Here is an 18,129-nt window from a genome sequence, read left to right as displayed (position 1 = left end):
AGGGGATTCATAAGGAATGTTAAATGGAAGATTTGAACGTTGTCGATAGCATCAACCACGCCGGGACGTGGCTGGCACGCAACCAGGAGCTGCTGCTGAGCTATGCCGTCAACATCGTCGCGGCTATCGCTATCCTGATCGTCGGGATGATCGTGGCGCGCGTCGTCTCTAATACCGTCAACCGCCTGATGCTGGCGCGTAAAATTGACGCTACCGTGGCCGATTTTCTCTCTGCGCTGGTGCGCTATGCGGTTATCGCCTTTACGCTGATTGCCGCCCTGGGGCGGGTAGGCGTGCAGACCGCCTCGGTCATTGCTGTGCTGGGCGCCGCGGGTTTAGCCGTCGGTCTGGCACTGCAGGGATCGCTGTCGAACCTTGCCGCAGGCGTACTGCTGGTGATGTTCCGCCCGTTCCGCGCTGGCGAGTATGTCGACCTTGGCGGCGTGGCAGGTACGGTGTTGAACGTGCAGATTTTCTCCACCACCCTGCGTACCGCGGACGGTAAGGTAGTGGTGGTCCCGAACGGGAAAATCATCGCCGGCAATATCATTAACTTCTCCCGGGAACCGGCGCGTCGCAATGAGTTTATTATCGGCGTCGCTTACGATGCTGATATCGACAAGGTAAAGCAGCTGCTGACCTCGATTATCGAATCTGACGATCGAATTCTGCGCGATCGGGAAATGACCGTTCGTCTGAACGAACTCGGCGCCTCGTCGGTGAACTTCGTGGTGCGCGTGTGGAGCAAAAGCAGCGATCTGCAAAACGTCTACTGGGATATCCTCGAGCGTATCAAGCGTGAATTTGACGCCAATGGCATCAGCTTCCCTTACCCGCAGATGGATGTTCATGTGGTGCGCCTGCCGGAAAAAGCAGAGTAAAGCGCCTCTCAATAACTCAGGCCGGCCATGCCGGCCTTTTTCAATAGCTCATCATTAGTTGTTCTAATTAATGATTAATTCTTTCAATTTCCGCTAATAATTCATTCGCGCTATAGTCAGCGCCACTCTCGAACTCAGCGGATAAATCCTTATGTTTACTTATTACTTTCAGGGGCTTGCCCTGGGAGCGGCTATGATATTGCCGCTTGGCCCACAAAATGCCTTTGTGATGAATCAGGGGATCCGTCGTCAGTATCATCTGATGATTGCCCTGCTATGCGCGGTCAGCGACTTGCTGTTAATCTGCGCTGGCATTTTCGGCGGTAGCGCACTGCTGATGCAATCCCCGTGGCTGCTGGCGCTAGTGACCTGGGGCGGCGTGGCCTTTTTGCTGTGGTATGGCTTCGGCGCATTGAAAACGGCGTTCAGTCAGAGTCTTGAACTCGCCAATGCAGAGGTAATGCAGCAGGGGCGCTGGAAAATCATTATCACCATGCTGGCGGTGACCTGGCTTAATCCGCACGTTTATCTGGACACCTTTGTGGTGTTAGGCAGCCTGGGAGGTCAGCTGGCGGTGGAGCCGAAGCGCTGGTTTGCGCTAGGGACCATTAGCGCCTCTTTCCTGTGGTTCTTTGGCCTGGCGCTGTTAGCCGCCTGGCTGGCGCCGCGACTGCTTACCGCCAGAGCCCAGCGGATCATCAATATTGTGGTCGGCGCCGTCATGTGGTTTATTGCGTTTCAGCTGGCAAGAGAAGGCGTCAGCCATATCCAGGCGTTGCTTAACTAAGCGTTGTCCGATGGACTTTCCTGCTGTACGCGCTAAGCTTGCTGGCATGCGTCCCGTAAGGGCGATTTAAGTAACATGGAGAAACGACAGTGAAGTTAAAAGTCTTAGCCCTGGCGGCAACACTCGGATTGACCACGATGGCGGCACAGGCCAGCGAATTGCCGGATGGCCCGCACATTGTGACTTCAGGCACAGCAAGCGTTGCCGCGGTTCCGGACATCGCCACCCTGGCGATCGAAGTGAACGTGTCGGCAAAAGACGCCGCGTCGGCAAAAAAACAGGCTGACGATCGCGTTGCGCAATATCTTTCTTTCCTCGAAAAGAGCGGTATTGCTAAAAAGGACATCAACTCGGCGAATCTGCGTACCCAACCAGATTACGACTATCAGAACGGGAAAAGCATTCTGAAAGGCTATCGCGCGGTGCGCACAGTGGAAGTGACCTTGCGCCAGCTGGATAAACTCAACGGTCTGCTGGATGGCGCCCTGAAAGCGGGTCTCAACGAAATTCGCTCCGTCTCGCTGGGCGTTGCGCAACCGGATGCCTACAAAGATAAAGCGCGTAAAGCGGCGATCGACGACGCCGTGCATCAGGCGCAGGAGCTGGCCGCAGGCTTCCACAGCAAGCTGGGTCCGGTGTACAGCGTGCGCTACCATGTCTCCAACTATCAGCCGAGCCCGATGGTTCGCATGATGAAGGCCGCTGACGCTGCGCCGGTTTCTGCCCAGGAAACCTACGAGCAGGCGACTATCCAGTTTGACGACCAGGTCGATGTAGTCTTTGAGCTGCAGCCGGCGCAAGCCGCTGCTCCAGCCACCCCGGCGAAACCGGCGGAAACGCCGAAACCGGCCCAGTAAGCGATAGAAACAAAAAAGCCACTTCAGCGAAGTGGCTTTTTTATGCCCGCGGTTTAATCCTGACGCAGCACCTTGTGTCCGTAGTCAATGAGCGCATCGGTCACCCGGCGCATCATGCGGCTTTCCGGGGCGAAGCGGTGCCAGTAGAGCATGCGGCGCTGGAACAGGCCCGGGGTGAGATCGATAAGTTCGCCGCTGTTGAGCTCTTTTTCGATCTGCAGATGCGGGATCATACAGCAGGTGGTGCCCTGGCGCGCCAGCTGCACGAAAGCTTCCGACGAGTTGACGATGTGGCAGGGGACGCTGCCCGGCGGCAGGTCGAAGTTTTGCTGCAGGAACGCCTGATGCATATCGTCCAGATGGTCGAAGGCGACGACCGGCGCCTTAAGCAGCGCCGAACGCGTCACGCCATTCGGGAAATAGCGTTGCGCAAACTCTTTTGATGCGACAAACAGGTAATCGAGCGCCCCCAGCTGATCCACCAGGCAGCTTGGCAGCGCCTGCGGCTGGATACTCACTGCGCCCACTACTTCGCCACGGCGCAGGCGCTCCTGGGTGCGGGTTTCATCTTCCACCTGCAGGTTGAGACGAATAGGGGAGTCTGACAGAACGTTGGCCAGCGCCGGCAGCAGCCAGGTCGCCAGACTGTCGGCGTTCACCGCCAGCGACAGCAGCAGCGGCGTCGAGCCGGTTTGTTCATCGCCCAGCCACTCTTCCTCCAGCAGTTCAACCTGGCGCAACAGAGCCAGCAGTTTCTGTCCTTGCTCGGTGGGGCGCGGCGGCACGGTACGTACCAGCAGCGGCTGGCCGAACATATTTTCCAGCTGCTTAATACGCTGTGAGACGGCGGACTGGGTAATACATAGCTTCTGCGCGGCGCGCTCAAATCCTCGTTCCCTAATCACCGCATCCAGCGCTTGTAGTGTCCTGTAGTCCGGTCGTTTCATTATTCTGGCGTGCCCCCATAACTAATCGTTATCTCGCACTATGACATAAATTTTTATTTGATACAGACGAAATTGGTCTGTTCAGTTGTGTGATCTGCATCGCAGGGACATTTCCACTATCGATGTTCTATAATGCGCCACAGGCATTCACATCTCGGACCAGAATTATGACGCAGGATGAACTGAAAAAAGCGGTAGGTTGGGCAGCACTGCAATATGTACAGCCAGGGACTATTGTCGGCGTTGGCACCGGCTCGACGGCGGCCCATTTTATTGACGCGCTGGGCACCATGAAGGGGCAGATCGAAGGGGCGGTTTCCAGCTCCGACGCCTCCACCGAGAAGCTGAAAAGCCTCGGGATCACCGTCTTCGATCTTAACAGCGTCGATCGCCTGGGGATCTATGTTGACGGCGCGGATGAGATCAACGGCCATATGCAGATGATCAAAGGCGGCGGCGCGGCGCTGACCCGTGAAAAGATCATCGCCTCGGTCGCGGATAAATTTATCTGCATCGCCGACGCCTCCAAGCAGGTCGATATTCTGGGCAAGTTCCCGCTGCCGGTGGAAGTCATTCCGATGGCGCGCAGCGCCGTGGCGCGTCAGCTGGTCAAGCTGGGCGGCCGTCCAGAGTACCGTCAGGGCGTGGTGACCGATAACGGCAACGTGATCCTTGACGTGCACGGCCTGGAAATTCTTGATGCGATCGCGCTGGAAAACGCGATCAACGGTATTCCTGGCGTCGTCACCGTGGGGCTGTTCGCCAACCGTGGCGCCGACGTGGCGCTGATTGGCACTGCCGACGGCGTGAAGACCATCGTAAAATAGTCTGTCCGCAGGGAGCCGACCGGCTCCCTCGCAAATATTTTTTCACCAGGTGCAATTTGGTGACTTCTGTCACATTTATGCAACCATTCTGATTTACACGCTAGCATTTCTTCTCTTTCTGGTGTTTTGTCCTGCGATTTCCCTCTGGATGACATTTCTTCAGGACGGCGACGCAAACGTTCATATTGCCGCGATAGTTTTTTTTGATATGTTGCTGAGACGAACTTTCGTTCAGCACGACATCAGTTAAGACAAAACAGGACGGGGAAATGGCTAAGGTATCACTGGAAAAAGACAAGATTAAATTTCTGCTGGTTGAAGGTGTGCATCAAAAGGCAATCGATAGCCTTCGCGCAGCGGGTTACACCAACATTGAATTTCATAAAGGCGCGCTGGATTCAGAACAGCTGAAAGCGTCGATCCGTGATGCCCATTTCATCGGCCTGCGTTCCCGTACCCATCTGACTGAAGAGATTTTCGCCGCAGCGGAAAAACTGGTTGCCGTCGGTTGCTTCTGCATCGGGACCAACCAGGTCGATCTGAACGCCGCTGCGAAGCGCGGTATTCCGGTGTTTAACGCGCCGTTCTCTAACACCCGCTCGGTGGCCGAGTTGGTGATCGGCGAACTGCTGCTGATGCTGCGCGGCGTGCCGGAAGCCAACGCCAAAGCGCACCGCGGGGTGTGGAACAAGCAGGCGGTCGGCAGCTTCGAAGCGCGTGGTAAAAAGCTGGGCATCATCGGTTACGGCCACATCGGTACCCAGCTTGGCATTCTGGCGGAATCGCTGGGAATGCACGTCTTCTTCTATGATATTGAAAACAAACTGCCGCTCGGCAACGCCACTCAGGTACAGCATCTCTCCGACCTGCTGAACATGAGCGATGTGGTCAGCCTGCACGTGCCGGAAAACGCCTCTACCAAAAATATGATGGGTGCGGAAGAACTGGCGCTGATGAAGCCGGGCGCGCTGCTGATCAACGCCTCCCGCGGTACCGTGGTGGACATTCCGGCGCTATGCGATGCGCTGGCCAGTAAGCATCTGGCCGGGGCGGCTATCGACGTCTTCCCGACTGAACCTGCGACCAACAGCGACCCCTTCACTTCGCCGCTGTGCGAGTTTGATAACGTGATCCTCACACCGCATATCGGTGGCTCCACTCAGGAAGCGCAGGAGAACATCGGTCTGGAAGTAGCTGGCAAGCTGGCGAAATACTCTGACAACGGGTCAACCCTGTCGGCAGTTAACTTCCCGGAAGTTTCTCTACCGCTGCACGGCGGCCGCCGTCTGCTGCATATCCATGAGAACCGGCCGGGCGTCCTGACCGCAATCAACCAAATCTTCGCCGCGCAGAGCATCAACATTGCCGCCCAGTATCTGCAAACGTCGCCGCAGATGGGCTACGTGGTGATTGATATTGAAGCGGAAGAAGATGTTGCCCAGCAGGCGCTGCAGGCAATGAAAGCGATCCCGGGGACTATCCGCGCCCGTCTGCTGTTCTAATCATTTTTGCCTCTCGGGCAGGTCGCGTACCTGCCCGTTTTTTTGTTAATACTTTCCAGGCTGAATTTCTCGTCCCCGCGTACCTACCAACACCAGGTTTTTCCCGGGGTGATGACCGCCGGCAGCGGGATATCCCACTCTTCGCTCGGCAGGCTATCCACCTGCTGGCAGTCGTGCGCGTAGCCCACCGGCTGCAGGCGATACTGCTGCCAGTTTTGCAGCGTCCGGTCGTAAAAACCGCCGCCCATTCCCAGCCGTTGGCCACTGACATCGAAGGCCACCAGCGGGGTCACCAGCACATCGAGTTCAGCCAGCGGCAGCACATCCCGCACATCGAGCTTCGGTTCGCGGATCTTCAGGCGATTCACGATCAGTTGGCTCTGCGGATGGTAGTGTAAAAACAGCAGATTGCCGGGGCTAAAGGGATGCAGCACCGGGAGATATACCCGCTTGCCGGCGCGCCAGAGCTGGTCGATCAGCGGCTGGGTGTCCAGCTCGCCGTCAAAGGAGAGAAACAGCGCCACGTTGTGAGCGAGAACTATAGGCGGCCAGGCCATCATCCGCTCGGCGGCCTGTTGGGCAAACAGGCGCTGTTGCTCCGGGCTGAGTGCGCGTCGACGATCGCGGATCTGCTGGCGAATATGCTGACGGGAGAGCAGGGTATCGGGCTGTATAGTCATGCAGGTCTCGTTACGGGCTGGCGAAACAATAGGAGCAAGTGTAATACAGGGCGGCTTCAGCCGAAAACACGTATGGGGGATGATGCGAAGTAAAGAAGGGAATCTCCGAGATGCCGCCGCAGGCTGTAACCCTTGAACCCTTGGTTCAAGGTGAATGTGTCGTCACGGTTTTAAGGCTTCTCGGACGAACCGAGCATGCTCACCAACCGTGGAGCGCCACATTCTTGTGGTATGAAATATCGGCTCAGGGGACTGGCCCGCTTGCAAACATCTCAGAGAAATTTTGTTCTTGCGATTACTCTAACACAGTTAACTGCAAAGTGTTATTCAAACTTCGACCCTGGCTTTTCGCTTATGCGACCTTGCTCAAGCAATGCTTGTTCGATGGTCTGCTGAAGCATGCGAATGCGCTGCTCCATGCTGGAAGCGTAGTCGCGGGTCTTCGCTTTTTCCTGAGTCAACTCATAGCTGATGTTCAACGCCGCGATGAAGACCAGCTGCTCAGTATTTGTGACTCTAGTGCGTTCTTTTAAATCTTGCAACCGCTGATTAAGGTCTTCAGCTGCCTGATTCAGGGCATCCCTTTGTTCAGGCGGGCAATTCACTCGCAGTGAACGGCCGAAAATTTGGAGATCTACGGGTTGTGCAGACATGCCACCTTCCTGCTGATTGACTGCGCTGCCTTCACACCCTGGCCCGGGTCTGCGAAGGGGCGACACTATAGCTACCCTGGTGCGAAGATACAAGCCCTATTCTGGTTCACCAGGGTCCAAAGTGGTAGCATACCATGAATATTCCTCCCAACGATGACGAATGCGCATGTCTATACAGAACGAAATGCCTGGTTACAACGATGTAGACCAGTTACTGAACCAACAAGGGGTAGGTCTCACCCCGGCCGAAATGCACGGTTTGATCAGCGGATTGCTGTGCGGCGGCAACACGGACAGCAGCTGGCAGCCGCTGGTGCACGACCTGACCAACGAAGGTCTCGCCTTTGGCCATGAACTGGCTCAGGCGCTGCGTAACATGCATTCCGCCATCAGCGATTCACTGGATGACGACGGTTTCCTCTTTCAACTGTATCTGCCGGAAGGCGATGCGGTGAGCGTCTTTGACCGTGCCGACGCCCTCGCCGGTTGGGTCAACCACTTCCTGCTTGGTCTTGGCGTTAGCCAGCCGAAGCTGGATAAAGTGAAGGATGAAACCGGGGAAGCGATTGACGATCTGCGTAATATTGCCCAGCTGGGCTACGATGAAGACGAAGATCAGGAAGAGCTGGAGATGTCTCTGGAGGAGATTATCGAGTATGTCCGCGTTGCCGCACTGCTGTGCCACGACACCTTTGCCCGTCAGCAGCCAACCGCACCGGAAGTCCGCAAACCGACATTACACTAACTAAAATTCGTTCAGGGGGCGTCATGACTCAGCAGGAATTTCTATCGCGTCGCCAGACGCTGTTGGCGCAGATGCAGCCAGGCAGCGCGGCGCTGATTTTCGCCGCACCGGAAGCGGTGCGCAGTGCAGATTCGGAATATCCCTACCGGCAGAACAGCGATTTCTGGTACTTCACCGGCTTTAACGAACCGGAAGCGCTGCTGGTGTTGATTAAAAGCGATGAAACCCACAACCATAGCGTGCTGTTCAACCGGGTTCGCGATCTGACCGCTGAGATCTGGTTTGGACGCCGTCTGGGCCAGGAGGCCGCGCCGGCGAAGCTTGGCGTCGACCGGGCGCTGGCGTTCAGCGAAATCAACCAGCAGCTGTATCAGCTGCTCAACGGTCTGGACGCGATCTACTTCGCCCAGGGTGAATATGCCTATGCCGATGAGATTGTGTTCAACGCCCTCGAAAAACTGCGCAAAGGCTCGCGCCAGAATCTGCAGGCGCCGAACTCGGTTATCGACTGGCGGCCCATTGTGCATGAGATGCGCCTGTTTAAATCCGCGGAAGAGCTTGCCGTGATGCGCCGCGCCGGGGAGATCACCGCGCTGGCCCATACCCGGGCGATGGAAAAATGCCGCCCTGGCATGTTCGAATATCAGCTGGAAGGTGAAATTCTCCATGAATTCAACCGCCACGGGGCACGTTTCCCCTCCTATAACACCATCGTTGGCGGCGGCGAAAACGGCTGTATTCTGCACTACACCGAAAACGAATCTGAACTGCGCGACGGCGATTTAGTCCTGATTGACGCCGGCTGCGAGTATCGCGGCTATGCCGGGGACATTACCCGCACCTTCCCGGTAAACGGTAAATTTACCCAGCCGCAGCGCGAGATCTACGACATTGTGCTCGAATCGCTGGAGACCGCGCTGAAACTCTATCGGCCGGGCACCTCGATCTGTCAGGTCAACCAGGAAGTGGTGCGCATTATGATTACCGGCCTGGTGCGGCTGGGGATCCTGAAAGGCGAGATTGACGAGCTTATCGCCAACAACGCCCACCGCCCGTACTTTATGCATGGCCTGAGCCACTGGCTGGGTCTGGATGTGCACGATGTCGGTAATTACGACACCGACCGTTCGCGCGTCCTGGAGCCGGGAATGGTGCTGACCGTCGAGCCGGGACTGTATATCGCCACCGATGCCGACGTGCCGGCGCAGTATCGCGGCATCGGCATCCGTATTGAAGATGACATCGTGATTACCGAAGACGGTAACGAAAATCTCACCGCCGGCGTGGTGAAGAAGGCGGATGAGATCGAGGCGCTGATGGCGGCGGCGCGCCAGTCATGAGCGTGCTGATCGTCGGGGGCGGGATGACCGGCGCGACGCTCGCGCTGGCCATCTCCCGTTTGACTGGCGGCGCGCTGCCGGTCCACCTCATTGAAGCGCAGGATCCGCATTCTTCACGCCACCCTGGCTTTGACGACCGGGCGATCGCCCTGGCTGCGGGCACCTGCCAGCAGCTGGCGCGTATCGGTATCTGGCAACGCCTCGCCGAACGCGCGACGCCCATCCAGCGAGTACACGTCAGCGACCGCGGTCATGCCGGGTTTGTGAATCTGGCGGCCGCGGATTATGGCCTGTCGGCGCTGGGCCAGGTGGTTGAACTCCACGATGTCGGCCAGCGGCTGTTTGGTCTGTTGCGCGAGGCGCCAGGCGTCACGCTGCACTGTCCGGCGAAAGTGGAAGCGGTCAGTCGCAGCCAGGAGAGCGTCAGCCTTACGCTTGAGGGCGGCGAAATCATTAACGGTAAGCTGCTGGTGGCGGCGGACGGTTCCCGTTCGGCACTGGGCGCCCGCTGCGGCATCAGCTGGCAGCAGCAGCCGTATGAGCAGATAGCGATCATTGCTAACGTCAGCACCGCGTTGCCCCACGAAGGTCGCGCCTTCGAGCGCTTTACCGAGCATGGCCCGCTGGCGATGCTGCCGATGTCGCAAGGGCGCTGCTCGCTGGTGTGGTGTCATCCGCAGTCGCGCCGCGATGAGGTGCAGAGCTGGTCTGACGAACGCTTTTGTCAGGAGCTGCAGCAGGCGTTCGGCTGGCGGCTGGGGCGTATTACCCACGCCGGGAAGCGCAGCGTCTATCCGCTGGCCCTCACCACCGCCAGCCGCGCGGTGTCGCACCGCCTGGCGCTGGTCGGCAACGCGGCGCAGACGCTGCACCCGATCGCCGGGCAGGGCTTTAATCTCGGCCTGCGCGATGTGATGAGCCTGGCGGAATTACTCGCTGACGCCCATCTCAGCGGCGAAGATGTCGGTCATTATCCACTGCTGTGCCGCTATCAGGCGCGCAGGGCAGGGGATAAAGCCGCCACCATCGGCGTGACCGATGGGCTGGTGCATCTGTTTGCCAACCGTTGGGCGCCGCTGGTGGCGGGGCGCAACGTCGGTCTGATGGCGATGGAATTATTTACCCCGGCGCGCGATGCGCTGGCGCAGCGTACCCTCGGTTGGGTTCCCCGTTAAGGAGTAGAACGTGCAAAGTGTTGATGTTGCCATTGTTGGCGGTGGAATGGTGGGGCTGGCGGTAGCCTGCGGTCTACAGGGTAGCGGCCTGCGCGTCGCAGTGCTGGAGAAAGCAGAGCCGCGACCGCTGGCCGCCGATGCGCCGCCGGCGCTGCGCGTTTCGGCAATTAATGCCGCCAGCGAAAAGCTGCTGACAAAGCTGGACGTCTGGCGCGAGATCGTCGCCCAGAGGGCCAGCTGCTATCACGGTATGGAAGTGTGGGATAAAGACAGCTTTGGCCACATTAGCTTCGATGACCAGAGCATGGGCTTTAGCCACCTTGGCTATATTATCGAAAATGCCGTAGTGCATCATGCATTGTGGCAGAAGGCGCAGCGTTGCGCTGACGTTACCCTGCTGGCTCCGGCGGAACTTCAGCAGGTGGCGTGGGGCGAGAATGAAGCCTTTCTCAGCCTGCAGGACGGCAGCATGCTGACCGCGCGGCTGGTGATCGGCGCCGATGGCGCCAATTCATGGCTGCGCAATAAAGCCGATATTCCGCTGACCTTCTGGGATTACCATCATCATGCGCTGGTGGCGACCATCCGTACCGCTGAGCCGCATCAGGCGGTGGCCCGCCAGGCGTTCCATGGCGACGGGATCCTCGCCTTCCTGCCGCTCAGCGATCCGCACCTGTGCTCGATCGTCTGGTCGCTATCGCCGGGGGAAGCGCAGCGGATGCAGCAGGCTGATGAAACCACCTTCAACCAGGCGCTGAATATCGCGTTCGATAATCGCCTTGGCCTCTGCCAGCTGGCAAGTGAACGTGAAGTTTTCCCGCTGACCGGCCGCTATGCCCGTCAGTTTGCCGCCCACCGGCTGGCGCTGGTCGGCGATGCCGCGCATACCATCCATCCGCTGGCCGGGCAGGGGGTCAACCTCGGTTTTATGGATGCCGCCGAGCTTATTGACGAGCTGAAGCGCCTGCACGCTCAGGGCAAAGATATCGGCCAGCATCTTTATCTGCGCCGCTACGAGCGCAGCCGCAAGCACAGCGCGGCGCTGATGCTGGCGGGCATGCAGGGCTTCCGCGAAATGTTCTCCGGGAGCCATCCGGCGAAGAAATTTCTTCGCGATGTGGGACTCAAACTGGCCGATACGCTGCCGGGCGTGAAACCGCAGCTGATTCGCCAGGCGATGGGCCTCAACGATCTGCCTGCCTGGTTACGTTAACCGCGTCACACTTCTTTCACCCGGCCTGGGCGCCGGGTTTTCCCCCTCATTTGAAATATTCTAATTTCACCTCTTTTTTCGCATTAGATTTATTAATGCGTCCTTTTTTTTGTTAAAGAAATTAGAGCCGTAAAATCGCATAAAACACCATCATTACCTAATTGTCGCGCCGTTAATGTTAATTTTATGTGGCGTAAATCGCTTTTTTCCAGTCAATAACTCTGTAGGCTTTTCGGCGGATTTTAGCCATAAGCTAATGTGATGCCCTGAATGAGCTTATGGTTTAGCGCCGGGTTCGGTGGTAAGTTCAGGCCAAAGAGAACGTTTGCGTCGGCGTCCGTCAGCGATGCCGACGCCGAATTTCATGGCGCAAAATCGCCGACAATTTCGTGGCTGGTTCCGTTTTATTCGATGAGGAAAAGATGGCTCAACAGACTCCGTTGTATGAACAACACACGCTGTGCGGCGCGCGCATGGTGGATTTCCATGGCTGGATGATGCCGCTGCATTACGGGTCCCAGATTGATGAGCACCATGCGGTGCGCGGCGATGCAGGGATGTTCGATGTGTCGCATATGACCATCGTCGATTTCCACGGCAGCCGGATCCGCGAGTTCTTGCGCTATTTGCTGGCCAACGATGTGGCGAAGCTCACCACCCCAGGCAAAGCGCTCTACACCGGTATGCTGACCGCCTCCGCCGGCGTCATCGACGACCTGATTGTCTATTTCCTTTCTGAAGATTATTTCCGCCTCGTTGTTAACTCCGCCACCCGCGAAAAAGACCTCGCCTGGATCTCCGAACAAGCTGAACCTTACGGCCTTGAAATTACCGTTCGCGACGATCTGTCGCTGATCGCGGTCCAGGGCCCCCAGGCGAAAGCGAAGGCGGCGACGCTGTTTACCGACGCTCAACGTCAGGCCGTGGAAGGCATGAAGCCGTTCTTCGGCGTGCAGGCCGGCGACCTGTTTATCGCCACCACCGGCTATACCGGCGAAGCGGGTTATGAAATTGCGATGCCGAACGAGCAGGCGGCGGATTTCTGGCGCGGTCTGCTGGACGCTGGCGTTAAGCCGTGCGGTCTTGGCGCGCGCGACACCCTGCGCCTGGAGGCCGGGATGAACCTGTACGGCCAGGAGATGGACGAAGGCGTTTCCCCGCTGGCGGCGAACATGGGCTGGACTATCGCCTGGGAGCCCGCCGATCGTAACTTCATCGGCCGCGAAGCGCTGGAGATGCAGCGCGAAAAAGGCACCGAGCAGCTGGTTGGCCTGGTGATGACCGAGAAAGGCGTCCTGCGCGGTGGTCTGCCGGTCCGTTTTACCGATAGCGACGGTAATCAAAAAGAAGGCATTATCACCAGCGGCACCTTCTCGCCGACGCTGGGCTACAGCATCGCGCTGGCTCGCGTGCCGGCCGGGATTGGCGACACCGCGGTGGTGCAAATCCGTAACCGTGAAATGCCGGTAAAAGTGACTAAACCTGGTTTTGTACGCAATGGCAAAGCCATTGTGTGATTTCCCTTTTTTGGAGATGAATTGATGAGCAACGTACCAGCAGAACTGAAATACAGCAAAGAACACGAGTGGCTGCGTAAAGAAGCGGACGGTACCTATACCGTTGGGATCACCGAGCACGCGCAGGAGCTGCTTGGCGATATGGTTTTCGTTGACCTGCCGGAAGTGGGCGCCACCGTTGAAGCGGGCGCCGATTGCGCGGTTGCCGAATCCGTGAAGGCGGCCTCCGATATCTACGCGCCGATTAGCGGTGAAATCGTTGCCGTCAACGAAGAGCTGAACGACTCTCCGGAACTGGTCAACAGCGACCCGTATACCGACGGCTGGATCTTCAAGATCAAAGCCAGCGACGAAGCGCAGGTTGCCGCGCTGCTGGATGCCGCCGCGTATGAAGCTTTACTGGAAGACGAATAAATACGCTTCATCCTTCACGCTGCAGGGGCGTTGGCTTCCTGGCTCCCCCCGGTCACTTACTTTTGTAAGCTCCCGGGGAGTCGCTGTGTCGCCGCCTTCCTGCAACGCGAATGATTTTGCGTATTCTGGCCCGGTAAGCATCAGCGCTTGCCGGGCAAACCAGTCAGACAACCACGATTCACCGCACGTTTCAGGAACCATCGCTCATGACTCAGACTTTAAGTCAGCTTGAAAACCGCGACGCCTTTATTGAACGTCACATTGGCCCGGACGCTCAGCAGCAGCAAGAGATGCTGAAGACCGTCGGCGCGGATTCGCTTAACGCCCTGATCGGCCAGATTGTGCCGCAGGATATCCAGCTGGCGACCCCACCGCAGGTGGGCGACGCGACTACCGAATTCGCCGCGCTGGCGGAGCTGAAGGCGATTGCCAGTCGCAACAAGCGCTTCAAGTCTTACATCGGCATGGGCTATACCGCCGTGCAGCTGCCACCGGTCATTCAGCGCAACATGCTGGAAAACCCGGGCTGGTATACCGCCTATACCCCTTACCAGCCGGAAGTATCCCAGGGCCGTCTGGAGTCGCTGCTCAACTTCCAACAGGTCACTCTGGATCTGACCGGGTTGGATATCGCTTCCGCTTCGCTGCTCGATGAAGCCACCGCCGCCGCCGAAGCGATGGCGATGGCCAAACGCGTCAGTAAACTGAAGAACGCCAACCGCTTCTTCGTTGCCGCCGATGTCCATCCGCAAACCCTGGACGTGGTGCGCACCCGCGCGGAAACTTTCGGCTTCGACGTCATCGTCGATGACGCCGACAAAGTGCTCGATCACCAGGATGTCTTCGGCGTGCTGCTGCAGCAGGTGGGCACCACCGGCGAAATCCACGATTACAGCAAACTGATCGCCGAGCTGAAAGCGCGCAAAGTGATTGTCAGCGTCGCCGCCGACTTTATGGCGCTGGTGCTGCTGACGGCGCCGGGCAAGCAGGGCGCGGATATCGTTTTCGGTTCCGCCCAACGCTTCGGCGTGCCGATGGGCTACGGCGGCCCGCACGCGGCCTTCTTCGCGGCGAAAGATGAATTCAAACGCTCCATGCCGGGCCGGATTATCGGCGTATCGAAAGATGCGGCGGGGAATACCGCGCTGCGCATGGCGATGCAGACTCGCGAGCAGCACATCCGCCGTGAGAAAGCGAACTCCAACATTTGTACCTCGCAGGTTCTGCTGGCCAACATCGCCAGCCTGTACGCGGTATTCCACGGCCCGGCGGGTCTGAAACGTATCGCTGGCCGCATTCATCGTCTGACCGACATTCTGGCCGACGGCCTGCAGAAGAAAGGGCTGAAGCTGCGCCATGCCCACTACTTCGACACCCTGTGCGTCGAAGTGGCGGATAAAGCCGCGGTGCTGGCGCGTGCCGAAGACCTGCAGATTAACCTGCGCAGCGATATTCACGGCGCGGTGGGCATTACGCTCGATGAAGCGACCACCCGCGAAGATGTGCTGAACCTGTTCCGCGCCATCGTCGGCGACGATCACGGTCTGGATATCGATACCCTGGATAAAGACGTGGCGCTGGATAGCCGTTCGATCCCGGCGGCGATGCTGCGCGACGATGCGATCCTCACCCATCCGGTGTTTAACCGCTACCATAGCGAAACCGAGATGATGCGCTACATGCACGCCCTGGAGCGTAAAGATCTGGCGCTGAACCAGGCGATGATCCCGCTGGGCTCCTGCACCATGAAACTGAACGCCGCGGCGGAGATGATCCCGATCACCTGGCCGGAATTCGCTGAGCTGCACCCGTTCTGCCCGGTCGAGCAGGCGGAAGGGTATCAGCAGATGATCGCCCAGCTTTCCGACTGGCTGGTGAAACTGACCGGCTATGACGCCGTCTGCATGCAGCCGAACTCCGGCGCGCAGGGTGAATATGCTGGCCTGCTGGCGATTCGCCATTATCACGAGAGCCGCAACGAAGGCCATCGCGATATCTGCCTGATCCCTAGCTCCGCGCACGGCACCAACCCGGCTTCCGCGCAGATGGCGGGTATGCAGGTAGTGGTCGTTGCCTGTGATAAAAACGGCAACATCGATCTCGCCGATCTGCGTGAAAAAGCAGAGCAGGCGGGGGCCAATCTCTCTTGCATCATGGTCACCTATCCGTCGACCCACGGCGTGTATGAAGAGACCATTCGCGAAGTGTGCGAGATCGTGCACCAGTTTGGCGGCCAGGTTTATCTCGACGGCGCCAACATGAACGCCCAGGTCGGGATCACCTCTCCGGGCTTTATCGGCGCCGACGTTTCGCACCTCAACCTGCATAAAACGTTCTGCATTCCGCACGGCGGCGGCGGCCCGGGCATGGGCCCAATCGGCGTGAAAGCGCACCTGGCGCCGTTCGTGCCGGGCCACAGCGTGGTACAGATTGAAGGTATGCTGACCCGCCAGGGCGCGGTTTCCGCCGCGCCGTTCGGCAGCGCGTCCATTCTACCGATCAGCTGGATGTATATCCGCATGATGGGTGCGGAAGGGCTGAAGCAGGCGAGCCAGAACGCGATCCTTAACGCCAACTACATCGCTACCCGACTGAAAGACGCCTACCCGGTGCTCTACACCGGTCGCGATGGTCGCGTAGCGCACGAATGCATTCTCGATATTCGTCCGCTGAAAGAAGAGACCGGCATTAGCGAGCTGGATATCGCCAAGCGCCTGATCGACTTTGGCTTCCATGCCCCGACCATGTCTTTCCCGGTAGCGGGAACGCTGATGGTTGAGCCGACGGAATCGGAAAGCAAGGTCGAGCTGGACCGCTTTATCGACGCGATGCTGGCGATCCGCGCGGAAATCGACCGCGTCAAAGCCGGCGAATGGCCGTTGGAGGATAACCCTCTGGTGAACGCGCCGCACACCCAGGGCGAGCTGGTGGGCGAGTGGAACCATCCGTACAGCCGTGAGCTGGCGGTATTCCCGGCAGGGTTGCACAACAAGTACTGGCCGACGGTGAAACGTCTGGATGATGTCTACGGCGACCGCAACCTGTTCTGCTCCTGCGTGCCGATGAGCGAATACCAGTAAGTTTGCGTTTTAGCTAAACTTTTAAAGGCGCTGCGGCGCCTTTATTTTTTTGGAGGGAAGGTATGGGAATAGCTCTTATTAGCGGCGCGAGCCGCGGCATAGGCCGGGCGACGGCGCTGCTGCTGGCGCAGGAAGGGTATACCGTCGCGGTCAATTACCATCACAACATTAACGCCGCCACCGAGGTGGTGAATACCATTGTGGCGTCTGGCGGCAAAGCCACGGCGCTGCGGGCGGACATCAGCGATGAAGCGCAGGTGATGGCGATGTTTGAGGCGATCGACCGCATGGGCGAGCCGCTGACGGCGCTGGTCAACAACGCCGGGATCCTGTTTACCCAGTGTACGGTGGAGAGCCTGAGCGCCGAGCGTATTAACCGCGTGCTGGCCACCAACGTCACCGGTTACTTCCTCTGCTGTCGCGAGGCGGTAAAGCGCATGTCACATCGGCATGGCGGCAAGGGCGGGGCGATAGTTAACGTGTCGTCGGCGGCGTCGCGCCTTGGCGCGCCGGGGGAGTACGTTGACTATGCCGCGTCGAAAGGGGCGGTAGATACCCTGACTACCGGGCTGGCGCTGGAGGTGGCGGCGCAGGGGATCCGGGTCAACGGCGTGCGTCCGGGGCTGATTTATACCGAGATGCACGCCTCCGGCGGTGAACCGGGACGCGTGGATCGAGTGAAAGGTTCGCTACCGATGCAGCGCGGCGGCCAGCCGGAAGAGGTCGCTCAGGCCATTGCCTGGCTGCTGAGCGACAAAGCGTCGTATGTGACGGGTAGCTTCCTTGAACTGGCGGGTGGGAAATAACCCGTAGATGTCTATTGCCCGGCGGCGCTNCTGGACTGACCCCATAAAGTTGGATGGTTCATATTAAGCGGCTCTCAGAGCCTGGGTTCGGTACTCTACCGGACTCAGGCCTTTTAATTTCAGGCTTATCCGCNCGTTGTTGTAGTAATGGATATAGTCCTCTACGGCTTTTCTTAGCGCACTGACACTCCTGAACTCCCTCAGATAAAAACACTCCGATTTCAGGGTCCCGAAGAAGTTTTCCATCACTGCATTATCCAGGCAGTTTCCTTTACGCGACATACTCTGCGTCATCCCATGCGCCTTTAAACGTTCCTGATAGCTCCTCATCCTGTAATGCCAGCCCTGATCCGAGTGCAGCAGCGGAGCATCTCCCGGTCTGAGCTTCGGGAACGCACCGTCCAGCATCGTATTCACCATCTCCATCACCGGCCTTTCCGACAGGCTGTAGGCGATAACCTCCCGGTTAAACAGATCGAGAACTGACGACAGGTAAAGCTTTTTTCCCTGTACCGGGAACTCTGTCACATCTGTTACCCATTTTTCGTTGGCTTTTGACGCACCGAAGTTCCGGCTCAGGATATTGGGCGCGGCCTCGCCCGTTCTCCCTTTCCAGGCACGATATTTTTTCGCCCTTATCACAGACCGGAGTGACAGTTCTGCCATCAGCCGCTGCACTGTTTTATGGTTTATCCGCAGCCCCTG

At 58.3% G+C, this 18,129-nt stretch carries 16 protein-coding genes, 1 other RNA gene and 1 pseudogene; 13 read left to right on the top strand and 5 right to left on the bottom strand.

Translation table 11 applies throughout. The features are described 5' to 3' along the window. Window positions 1-23 precede the first annotated feature (23 nt). From VZP09_RS16915 to VZP09_RS16905, 3 genes are all read left to right on the top strand, one after another. Window positions 24-881, top strand: a complete 858-nt coding sequence (locus VZP09_RS16915; protein ID WP_002916504.1) for a small-conductance mechanosensitive channel MscS — start codon at window positions 24-26, stop codon at window positions 879-881. 151 nt (window positions 882-1,032) lie between these two features. Then, on the top strand, window positions 1,033-1,668 hold the full coding sequence (gene argO, locus VZP09_RS16910) for an arginine exporter ArgO (protein ID WP_032433608.1): 636 nt from the start codon (window positions 1,033-1,035) through the stop codon (window positions 1,666-1,668). Window positions 1,669-1,757: 89 nt separating this feature from the next. Continuing rightward, window positions 1,758-2,525 carry an oxidative stress defense protein gene (locus tag VZP09_RS16905; RefSeq protein ID WP_002916499.1) on the top strand — a complete coding sequence of 256 codons (768 nt, stop codon included), beginning with the start codon at window positions 1,758-1,760 and terminating at the stop codon, window positions 2,523-2,525. Between the two features lie 53 nt (window positions 2,526-2,578). Here VZP09_RS16905 and argP read toward each other — a convergent pair whose 3' ends face one another. Next, entirely contained in the window at window positions 2,579-3,472 is an 894-nt protein-coding gene (argP, locus tag VZP09_RS16900) for a DNA-binding transcriptional regulator ArgP (protein ID WP_002916497.1), read from the bottom strand. Window positions 3,473-3,639: 167 nt separating this feature from the next. Here argP and rpiA point away from each other — a divergent pair, with 167 nt between their 5' ends. Further along, window positions 3,640-4,299, top strand: a complete 660-nt coding sequence (gene rpiA / locus VZP09_RS16895) for a ribose-5-phosphate isomerase RpiA (protein ID WP_002916495.1) — start codon at window positions 3,640-3,642, stop codon at window positions 4,297-4,299. A 269-nt stretch (window positions 4,300-4,568) separates the two neighbouring features. Continuing rightward, window positions 4,569-5,801: a phosphoglycerate dehydrogenase gene (gene serA, locus VZP09_RS16890; protein WP_002916493.1), complete on the top strand. Its 1,233-nt coding sequence runs from the start codon at window positions 4,569-4,571 to the stop codon at window positions 5,799-5,801. Window positions 5,802-5,884: 83 nt separating this feature from the next. Here serA and VZP09_RS16885 read toward each other — a convergent pair whose 3' ends face one another. The 3 genes from VZP09_RS16885 to zapA all read right to left on the bottom strand — a co-directional run bounded on the left by VZP09_RS16885 (window position 5,885) and on the right by zapA (window position 7,134). Beyond that, window positions 5,885-6,481 (bottom strand): 5-formyltetrahydrofolate cyclo-ligase, encoded by a 597-nt coding sequence (locus tag VZP09_RS16885; RefSeq protein ID WP_004144746.1) that lies wholly within the window; start codon window positions 6,479-6,481, stop codon window positions 5,885-5,887. Between the two features lie 98 nt (window positions 6,482-6,579). Next, a non-coding RNA gene (ssrS, locus tag VZP09_RS16880) (6S RNA) lies at window positions 6,580-6,763 on the bottom strand. Between the two features lie 41 nt (window positions 6,764-6,804). After that, window positions 6,805-7,134 (bottom strand): cell division protein ZapA, encoded by a 330-nt coding sequence (gene zapA / locus VZP09_RS16875; RefSeq protein WP_002916488.1) that lies wholly within the window; start codon window positions 7,132-7,134, stop codon window positions 6,805-6,807. 166 nt (window positions 7,135-7,300) lie between these two features. On the opposite strand from zapA, the gene VZP09_RS16870 reads away from it, so the two are divergent. From VZP09_RS16870 to VZP09_RS16835, 8 genes are all read left to right on the top strand, one after another. After that, window positions 7,301-7,879 (top strand): YecA/YgfB family protein, encoded by a 579-nt coding sequence (locus VZP09_RS16870; protein WP_002916486.1) that lies wholly within the window; start codon window positions 7,301-7,303, stop codon window positions 7,877-7,879. Between the two features lie 23 nt (window positions 7,880-7,902). Continuing rightward, the gene (pepP, locus tag VZP09_RS16865) at window positions 7,903-9,219 is read left to right on the top strand and encodes a Xaa-Pro aminopeptidase (protein WP_002916483.1); all 1,317 of its coding nucleotides are present in this window, start codon (window positions 7,903-7,905) and stop codon (window positions 9,217-9,219) included. Beyond that, complete coding sequence (gene ubiH, locus VZP09_RS16860; RefSeq protein WP_002916482.1) at window positions 9,216-10,394, top strand: 2-octaprenyl-6-methoxyphenyl hydroxylase; 1,179 nt, start codon at window positions 9,216-9,218, stop codon at window positions 10,392-10,394. The genes pepP and ubiH overlap by 4 nt, the downstream gene beginning before the upstream one ends. A 10-nt stretch (window positions 10,395-10,404) precedes the next feature. Further along, window positions 10,405-11,607, top strand: a complete 1,203-nt coding sequence (ubiI, locus tag VZP09_RS16855) for an FAD-dependent 2-octaprenylphenol hydroxylase (RefSeq protein ID WP_002916481.1) — start codon at window positions 10,405-10,407, stop codon at window positions 11,605-11,607. A gap of 422 nt (window positions 11,608-12,029) precedes the next feature. Continuing rightward, a complete protein-coding gene (gcvT, locus tag VZP09_RS16850; protein ID WP_002916480.1) occupies window positions 12,030-13,124 on the top strand; it encodes a glycine cleavage system aminomethyltransferase GcvT in 1,095 nt (364 codons plus the stop codon). 24 nt (window positions 13,125-13,148) lie between these two features. Beyond that, window positions 13,149-13,538, top strand: a complete 390-nt coding sequence (gene gcvH, locus VZP09_RS16845) for a glycine cleavage system protein GcvH (protein ID WP_002916479.1) — start codon at window positions 13,149-13,151, stop codon at window positions 13,536-13,538. 206 nt (window positions 13,539-13,744) lie between these two features. After that, a complete protein-coding gene (gene gcvP, locus VZP09_RS16840; RefSeq protein WP_040089661.1) occupies window positions 13,745-16,618 on the top strand; it encodes an aminomethyl-transferring glycine dehydrogenase in 2,874 nt (957 codons plus the stop codon). 62 nt (window positions 16,619-16,680) lie between these two features. Next, on the top strand, window positions 16,681-17,424 hold the full coding sequence (locus VZP09_RS16835) for an SDR family oxidoreductase (protein ID WP_004174442.1): 744 nt from the start codon (window positions 16,681-16,683) through the stop codon (window positions 17,422-17,424). 63 nt (window positions 17,425-17,487) lie between these two features. Here the strand turns inward: VZP09_RS16835 and VZP09_RS16830 are convergent. Then, window positions 17,488-18,129: pseudogene (locus VZP09_RS16830) on the bottom strand (IS3-like element ISKpn1 family transposase); the annotation flags it as partial.

The sequence above is a fragment of the Klebsiella sp. EMBS2024 genome (genome assembly GCF_036233805.1).
In the GTDB taxonomy this organism is placed as follows: Bacteria; Pseudomonadota; Gammaproteobacteria; order Enterobacterales; family Enterobacteriaceae; genus Klebsiella; species Klebsiella pneumoniae.
The sequence above is the reverse complement of the archived record's forward strand: the minus strand, read 5'-3'. Positions and strand labels throughout refer to the sequence as shown.

Bases quoted from the DNA above. Each gene is read 5' to 3' on its own strand.
- VZP09_RS16915 (WP_002916504.1), top strand. From the start codon at position 24: ATGGAAGATTTGAACGTTGTCGATAGCATCAACCACGCCGGGACGTGG.
- argO (WP_032433608.1), top strand. From the start codon at position 1,033: ATGTTTACTTATTACTTTCAGGGGCTTGCCCTGGGAGCGGCTATGATA.
- argP (WP_002916497.1), bottom strand. From the start codon at position 3,472: ATGAAACGACCGGACTACAGGACACTACAAGCGCTGGATGCGGTGATT.
- rpiA (WP_002916495.1), top strand. From the start codon at position 3,640: ATGACGCAGGATGAACTGAAAAAAGCGGTAGGTTGGGCAGCACTGCAA.
- serA (WP_002916493.1), top strand. From the start codon at position 4,569: ATGGCTAAGGTATCACTGGAAAAAGACAAGATTAAATTTCTGCTGGTT.
- VZP09_RS16885 (WP_004144746.1), bottom strand. From the start codon at position 6,481: ATGACTATACAGCCCGATACCCTGCTCTCCCGTCAGCATATTCGCCAG.
- zapA (WP_002916488.1), bottom strand. From the start codon at position 7,134: ATGTCTGCACAACCCGTAGATCTCCAAATTTTCGGCCGTTCACTGCGA.
- VZP09_RS16870 (WP_002916486.1), top strand. From the start codon at position 7,301: ATGTCTATACAGAACGAAATGCCTGGTTACAACGATGTAGACCAGTTA.
- pepP (WP_002916483.1), top strand. From the start codon at position 7,903: ATGACTCAGCAGGAATTTCTATCGCGTCGCCAGACGCTGTTGGCGCAG.
- ubiH (WP_002916482.1), top strand. From the start codon at position 9,216: ATGAGCGTGCTGATCGTCGGGGGCGGGATGACCGGCGCGACGCTCGCG.
- gcvT (WP_002916480.1), top strand. From the start codon at position 12,030: ATGGCTCAACAGACTCCGTTGTATGAACAACACACGCTGTGCGGCGCG.
- gcvH (WP_002916479.1), top strand. From the start codon at position 13,149: ATGAGCAACGTACCAGCAGAACTGAAATACAGCAAAGAACACGAGTGG.
- gcvP (WP_040089661.1), top strand. From the start codon at position 13,745: ATGACTCAGACTTTAAGTCAGCTTGAAAACCGCGACGCCTTTATTGAA.
- VZP09_RS16835 (WP_004174442.1), top strand. From the start codon at position 16,681: ATGGGAATAGCTCTTATTAGCGGCGCGAGCCGCGGCATAGGCCGGGCG.